Genomic DNA, 6,828 nt, shown 5'->3' on the forward strand with positions numbered 1-6,828 from the left:
TCTTGGTAGAGAAAGTGGCTGGGATACCAGGATTTGAACCTGGGAATGGCAGGATCAAAACCTGCTGCCTTACCGCTTGGCGATATCCCAACGCTAAACTTGAAGAGTTTTAGTTCTACTTAAGAACATGGTGCGGAAGGAGAGACTTGAACTCTCACAACCGAAGTTACTGGAACCTAAATCCAGCGCGTCTACCAATTCCGCCACTCCCGCATCAAAGAATTTGCTATTTTCAACTCTTAGCTAGAGACATTCTTCAACACTTTCTTGGTAGAGAAAGTGGCTGGGATACCAGGATTTGAACCTGGGAATGGCAGGATCAAAACCTGCTGCCTTACCGCTTGGCGATATCCCAACAAAGAATAATTTGATAGTTTTGGTTCTTATCAAGAACATGGTGCGGAAGGAGAGACTTGAACTCTCACAACCGAAGTTACTGGAACCTAAATCCAGCGCGTCTACCAATTCCGCCACTCCCGCATCAAAAGGGTTGCTACTTTCAACTCTTAGCTAGAGACATTCTTCAACACTCTCTTGGTAGAGAAAGTGGCTGGGATACCAGGATTTGAACCTGGGAATGGCAGGATCAAAACCTGCTGCCTTACCGCTTGGCGATATCCCAACAAAGAATAAGTTGATAGTTTTGGTTCTTATCAAGAACATGGTGCGGAAGGAGAGACTTGAACTCTCACAACCGAAGTTACTGGAACCTAAATCCAGCGCGTCTACCAATTCCGCCACTCCCGCATCATTTGTACTTAAAAGTACTGGTAGTTATTTTAAACTCTTCATTGAGTACAGTTTAAACTCCTGTAGAGCCATTCTAAAGAAAGAATGGTGGCTAAGACGGGATTTGAACCTGTGACCCCATCATTATGAGTGATGTGCTCTAACCAACTGAGCTACTTAGCCATTGTGGCTGGGATACCAGGATTTGAACCTGGGAATGGCAGGATCAAAACCTGCTGCCTTACCGCTTGGCGATATCCCAACAAAAGCTTGATAGTTTTAGTTCTTATCAAGAACATGGTGCGGAAGGAGAGAATTGAACTCTCACAACCGAAGTTACTGGAACCTAAATCCAGCGCGTCTACCAATTCCGCCACTCCCGCATCATTTGTACTTAAAGTACTGGTAGTTATTTTAAACTCTTCATTGAGCAACAAAAAGAATGGTGGCTAAGACGGGATTTGAACCTGTGACCCCATCATTATGAGTGATGTGCTCTAACCAACTGAGCTACTTAGCCATCTTTTTTGTTAGCACTTCATCGCTGAGTGCGGGGCGTATTATGCTGATATGACCTAAATCCGTCAACACCTTTTTTGCAAAAAAACGCTTATCTGTGTTTGTTTGCGCTAAAATTAAGCTAAGTGGCTAAATTTCATTTGAATTGCTGTTTTTTTGACAGCTATTTGCCAATTTAAAACTGTAATCTGCTTTGAGGTTGTTATTACACTGATTTAAATCTGATTGATTTTTAAACAAAAATCAAGTTGCAAAATTAGTTAGTGTATTCTTTTAGGCTGTTTAATCGCATAAAAGTCAAAGTTAAGGGTTTTCAATAAGCACTTTAGCTAAAAATAGTTTGCACTTTTACCTATTATTGGTTCATTAATTCAGCAATAGGGTAGATTGAATTGATACTGACCTTATTAACTTTATGGTTAAACTGTTGTTGAGATCAGCTTGCTTAACTCATATGTGTAAAAATACGATTTGCAATCAATACACGTAAATTAAAGAACATTAATCCCCTAAAGTGACAGGCATCTTTAAGGCTAGCATTATCTACAAAGCTAGCAAAACTTAGGTAATAAAAAAGGCTCGTAATAACGAGCCTTTTAAAATAAAACTAGCGAAAATGCTTATACGTTAAATAAGAAGTTCATTACATCACCATCTTTAACGATGTATTCTTTACCTTCTTGGCGCATTTTACCTGCTTCTTTAGCACCACTTTCACCTTTAAACGCAATGTAGTCATCAAATGCGATAGTTTGTGCACGGATAAAGCCACGCTCAAAGTCAGTGTGGATTTTACCCGCAGCTTGTGGCGCAGTTGCACCTACAGGGATTGTCCATGCACGTACTTCTTTTACGCCTGCAGTGAAGTATGTTTGTAATTTAAGTAACTCGTAACCACCGCGGATCACTAAGTTAAGACCTGGCTCTTCTAAACCTAAGTCAGCCATAAATTCTAATTTATCTTCTTCTTCAAGCTCAGATAACTCAGATTCAATAGCAGCACATACTGGAATAACAACGGCATCTTCTGCAGCAGCAATTTCACGTACTTTATCTAGGTAAGGGTTATTTTCAAAACCATCTTCTGCTACGTTAGCAATGTACATAGTTGGTTTAATTGTTAAGAAGTTAAGAGGCTTAATTGCAGCCTGTTCTTCTTTTGTTAGTTCTAAAGAACGTAACGTTAAACCTTCATCTAGATGTACTTTCACTTTTTCTAAAACAGCATTTTGTTCTTTAGCGTCTTTGTCGCCGCCTTTAGCTTTTTTAGCATTACGTAAAATGGCTTTGTCAGCACTGTCCATATCAGCCAGTACTAATTCAGTGTTAATTACATCAATATCATCAGCAGGGTCAATTGTGCCAGCAACGTGAACAATGTTTTCATCTTCAAAACAACGAACAACATGACCAATCGCATCTGTTTCACGAATGTTTGCTAGGAACTGGTTACCTAAACCTTCACCTTTAGATGCACCTTTTACTAGACCGGCAATATCAACGAATTCCATCGTCGTTGGTAAAATACGCTGAGGATTTACGATAGTGGCTAAATCATTTAAGCGCGCATCAGGAACCGGTACCACACCCGTATTTGGTTCGATGGTACAGAAAGGGAAGTTAGCGGCTTCAATACCCGCTTTAGTTAGTGCATTAAATAGTGTTGATTTACCAACGTTTGGCAAACCAACGATGCCACATTTAAAACCCATAGTAAGATACCTTGTGTAATTTCATTAAAACGGATTAAGGTTTAAATGAATGTAGTCTGTTTTGTGCTTTTAACACACCATCTTTTGCAAGTATTTCCATACAACGAACTGCTTCGTCAACGGCGGCGTCCATTTTTTCTTGATCGTCTTTCGCAGCTTTACCTAGCACCCAGCCTGTTACCATTTCTCGGTGACCAGGATGACCAATGCCAATACGAAGACGCATGAAATCTTTTTGGTTTGCCATTTTCGCAATAATATCTTTTAAACCGTTGTGACCGCCGTGGCCACCACCTTTTTTAAGTTTTGCAACCCCTGGTTCTAAGTCCATTTCATCGTGTGCAACGAGAATGTTCTCTACAGGAATTTTAAAGAAATTAGCGAGACTACTCACCGCTTTACCACTTAAATTCATATAAGTCGTAGGGATCAGTAATTTAAATTCTTGGCCTTGAATAATCACTTTGCCAGTGAGGCCGTGATATTTTGGATCATGTTTGAGTGTGCAGTTATAACGTGCAGCCAGTTCTTCGATGAACCAAGCACCTGCATTATGGCGTGTATTTGCGTATTCGGGGCCTGGATTAGCCAGGCCCACAAGCATTTGAATAGAATTCAAGGTGTTTACACCTTAAAAATTATTCTGCAGCGTCTTCTGAAGCTTCGTCTTCAGCAGGAGCTGCTTTGTTAGCTTTGATAGTAACAACTGACTGATCGTGATCAGCGCCTTTAGCTAGCTCAACAGATGAAACACCTGAAGGAAGTTTAAGGTCAGAAAGGTGGATTGAATCACCTGCTACTAGATCAGCAACATCAACTTCTACGAACTCAGGAAGTGACTTAGGAAGACACGTGATTTCGATTTCAGTTAATTGGTGAACAACTGTGTTGCCTGCTTTAGTTACTTTGTCTTCACCGATGAAGTGTACTGGCACTTTAGTGTGAAGTTTGTGAGTAGCATCTACACGTTGGAAGTCTAAGTGAGTGATCTTAGGCTTGAACGGGTGACGTTGAATATCTTTAAGGATAGCTTCAACTGACTCGCCACCGATGTTTAAAGTAAGGATATGCGTGTAGAAACCTTCGTCTTCTTGCGCTTTGATCATATCTTTGTGTGCAAGAACGATTGATGCAGCTTCTTTGTCAGCACCGTAAAGGATTGCAGGAACTTTATCTTCACGGCGTAGGCGGCGGCTCGCACCAGTACCTGTTTCTGTACGTAATTCTGCATTGTATGTGTAAGTTGACATAATGTCTCCAATAATTAATAGTCTTAGGGCCTTTGCGACCAAGGTCCCCAGCCAAAAGGCGCGCTATCATACCACCCCTTTCAGGGAAAATAAATAACGACTACAAAAAAAGCACCTAGGCGGTGCTTTTTATAGTATTTCAGTGACTTTGATTAGTGTTCAAACATCGCTGAAATAGATTCTTCGTTGCTGATACGACGGATTGTTTCAGCAAGCATATCTGCAAGCGTAAGCACTTTGATTTTATCAATTGCTTTAAGCTCATCAGTTAATGTAATTGAGTCAGTTACGATAACTTCGTCAATCACTGAATTACGGATGTTCTCAGCTGCATCACCTGAAAGCACAGGGTGAGTTGCGTAAGCAAATACGCGTTTTGCACCGTGCTCTTTAAGTGCTGCCGCTGCCTTACATAAAGTGCCACCGGTATCGATCATATCATCAACGATGATACAGTCACGACCTTCAACGTCACCAATAATGTGCATTACTTGTGAAACGTTTGCTTGCGGACGACGCTTGTCAATAATAGCAAGGTCTGTGTCGTTTAATAGCTTAGCGATTGCACGAGCACGAACAACACCACCGATGTCAGGAGAAACAACCACAACATCATCGAAGTCGCGTTCTTTCATATCTTCAAGTAGCACTGGGCTACCAAATACGTTATCAACTGGTACGTCGAAGAAACCTTGGATTTGTTCAGCGTGTAAATCAACCGTCAGAACGCGGTCAACCCCAACACTTGAAAGGAAATCTGCAACTACTTTAGCTGTGATTGGAACACGCGCAGAACGCACGCGGCGGTCTTGACGTGAGTAACCAAAATAAGGAATAACTGCGGTAATACGTCCAGCAGATGCACGACGTAGGGCATCAACCATAACGATAAGCTCCATCAGGTTATCGTTAGTGGGGTTACAGGTTGATTGGACAATGAAAACGTCAGAGCCACGAACATTTTCATTAATTTGAACACTGATCTCACCGTCACTAAAACGGCCAACAACAGCATCGCCTAATTCAATATACAAACGTTTTGCAACTTTTTGAGCTAGCTCAGGTGTTGCGTTACCAGCGAAGAGCTTCATGTCAGGCACGGTAGGGTTCCTCAGGCACTGAATTTTGGGACTAACAGGCTATGGTAGGCACCAAAGCAGGTTAACATTTACTTGTACGTTACTTCATTTCAAAGTGAGCATTTAATGCTGTATGAGCAGGTGAAAGTGTAGCACTACTTGCAACAAAACCTGTCCATTTTTCTGGTAATTGAGCTAAAACTTGTTGTGCTTCTGCCTCGGTTGAAAACTCAGCAAAGCAGCAAGCGCCTGTACCAGTCATCTTTGACGGTGCGTATTTTAGCAACCACTGCAGGGCTTTTTCAACCTCGGGGCAGAGCTTTTTAACTAAAGCCTCACAATCGTTGCCTAAATTTTCTATTTGCCAGTCTGCTTTTAGCTTGGGAGTGTCGCGTTTTAAATCAGGGTGAGTAAAAATTTTCGCGGTGCTGACATGTTCCCCTGGATGAATAACACAAAACCAGCTTCGCGGTAATTCAACATTTTCTAACTGCTCGCCAATACCATGAGCAATCGCGCTGTGACCATTAATAAACACCGGAACATCGGCGCCTAATGTTACTCCAAGTTTTGCTAACTCTGCGAGTGATAAATCACAGCCCCATAGCTTATTGAGAGCTAATAGGGTAGTGGCCGCATCGGATGAACCACCACCGACGCCACCGCCCATAGGCAAGCGTTTTAATAATTCTATAGAAACGCCTTGTTGGCAATCACAATGCTGTTGTAATAAACGGGCTGCTTTGTATATAAGATTGTCTGTTAACTCAATGCCGCTGGTATCACCCTTTACATTTATGTCCAGATCATTGGTCACTGTAAATGTTAAGTCGTCACCAAATTCTAAAAAGGTAAATAAAGTTTCTAGTTCATGGTAGCCATCTTCACGGCGACCATTTATATGAAGAAATAAATTAAGTTTTGCTGGTGCTATTAAAGTTAGCGGGGCGGTTGAAGCTTGCGTCATTATTAATTTAACTGCCAATCATTAAGTTGAATTTTAATACGAATTTTTTGGTTTTTAAGGCTTAGCTTAACAGGAAGCCAATAGCCATTATGTTTGATGTAATTTGAATAGCTAATCTGCCATTGCTGACCATCTTGAGCTTGCCATATAAGTTTTTTTAAACGACCTTGCTCATCAAAGCTGGCTTGTTCGTTTTCTACAGTTCCTTTTAGCCATTTTGCCGCGTTATCTAATGGGATTGAAAAACCTGTTAGGCGATATAATAACATTGAGGCATCACTATCTGTATAAACATCGCCGTCATATTCAAGTTCAGCACCTTGTGCATTTTGTTTTAAAGATAGGATGCGAGTACCAATAAAACTGGTGAGTACCATTTCACTGTGCTGCTCATCGTGCTGCCAATTTAAATTGGCGGATTGGCGTTGCTCTGTACTAATAAATGCCATTTTGCCTTGTACTTGCCACTGAGCTTGTTGTTCTAATCGGCTTTTCCAGTCGGGATAAATGTAATCAACTGTTGAAATTTTTTGCGCACAGCCACCTATAAATAAAAAAAATATGAATAAAAT

Annotated in this window: 6 protein-coding genes and 10 tRNA genes; all 16 read right to left on the reverse strand. The window is 41.1% G+C overall.

Annotated elements, in window-relative coordinates:
• Positions 1-15: 15 nt before the first annotated feature.
• Positions 16-90 (reverse strand) — tRNA-Gln (locus L1D46_RS19005).
• 38 nt (positions 91-128) lie between these two features.
• A tRNA-Leu gene (locus L1D46_RS19010) sits at positions 129-213 on the reverse strand.
• Positions 214-280: 67 nt separating this feature from the next.
• A tRNA-Gln gene (locus L1D46_RS19015) sits at positions 281-355 on the reverse strand.
• Between the two features lie 40 nt (positions 356-395).
• Positions 396-480, reverse strand: a tRNA-Leu gene (locus tag L1D46_RS19020).
• Between the two features lie 67 nt (positions 481-547).
• Positions 548-622: transfer RNA gene (locus L1D46_RS19025), tRNA-Gln, on the reverse strand.
• A 40-nt stretch (positions 623-662) separates the two neighbouring features.
• Positions 663-747, reverse strand: a tRNA-Leu gene (locus L1D46_RS19030).
• A gap of 88 nt (positions 748-835) precedes the next feature.
• Positions 836-912 (reverse strand) — tRNA-Met (locus tag L1D46_RS19035).
• Positions 913-916: 4 nt separating this feature from the next.
• Positions 917-991: transfer RNA gene (locus tag L1D46_RS19040), tRNA-Gln, on the reverse strand.
• Between the two features lie 36 nt (positions 992-1,027).
• Positions 1,028-1,112: transfer RNA gene (locus tag L1D46_RS19045), tRNA-Leu, on the reverse strand.
• 60 nt (positions 1,113-1,172) lie between these two features.
• Positions 1,173-1,249 (reverse strand) — tRNA-Met (locus L1D46_RS19050).
• A gap of 619 nt (positions 1,250-1,868) precedes the next feature.
• Entirely contained in the window at positions 1,869-2,960 is a 1,092-nt protein-coding gene (gene ychF, locus L1D46_RS19055) for a redox-regulated ATPase YchF (RefSeq protein WP_239978043.1), read from the reverse strand.
• A 34-nt stretch (positions 2,961-2,994) separates the two neighbouring features.
• A complete protein-coding gene (gene pth, locus L1D46_RS19060) occupies positions 2,995-3,579 on the reverse strand; it encodes an aminoacyl-tRNA hydrolase (RefSeq protein ID WP_082874093.1) in 585 nt (194 codons plus the stop codon).
• 19 nt (positions 3,580-3,598) lie between these two features.
• Positions 3,599-4,210, reverse strand: a complete 612-nt coding sequence (locus tag L1D46_RS19065) for a 50S ribosomal protein L25/general stress protein Ctc (RefSeq protein ID WP_130051176.1) — start codon at positions 4,208-4,210, stop codon at positions 3,599-3,601.
• 152 nt (positions 4,211-4,362) lie between these two features.
• The gene (locus tag L1D46_RS19070; RefSeq protein ID WP_130051177.1) at positions 4,363-5,310 is read right to left on the reverse strand and encodes a ribose-phosphate pyrophosphokinase; all 948 of its coding nucleotides are present in this window, start codon (positions 5,308-5,310) and stop codon (positions 4,363-4,365) included.
• A gap of 79 nt (positions 5,311-5,389) precedes the next feature.
• Positions 5,390-6,256, reverse strand: a complete 867-nt coding sequence (gene ispE, locus L1D46_RS19075) for a 4-(cytidine 5'-diphospho)-2-C-methyl-D-erythritol kinase (RefSeq protein WP_130051178.1) — start codon at positions 6,254-6,256, stop codon at positions 5,390-5,392.
• A gap of 2 nt (positions 6,257-6,258) precedes the next feature.
• Positions 6,259-6,828, reverse strand: a 570-nt coding sequence (gene lolB / locus L1D46_RS19080) for a lipoprotein insertase outer membrane protein LolB (RefSeq protein WP_239978044.1), incomplete at its 5' end; no start/stop codon positions are given.

Origin of the sequence: Pseudoalteromonas sp. Isolate3, from assembly GCF_022398505.1 — a bacterium.
GTDB lineage: Bacteria > Pseudomonadota > Gammaproteobacteria > Enterobacterales > Alteromonadaceae > Pseudoalteromonas > Pseudoalteromonas apostichopi.

Bases quoted from the DNA above. Each gene is read 5' to 3' on its own strand.
- L1D46_RS19065 (WP_130051176.1), bottom strand. From the start codon at position 4,210: ATGTCAACTTACACATACAATGCAGAATTACGTACAGAAACAGGTACT.
- ychF (WP_239978043.1), bottom strand. From the start codon at position 2,960: ATGGGTTTTAAATGTGGCATCGTTGGTTTGCCAAACGTTGGTAAATCA.
- ispE (WP_130051178.1), bottom strand. From the start codon at position 6,256: ATGACGCAAGCTTCAACCGCCCCGCTAACTTTAATAGCACCAGCAAAA.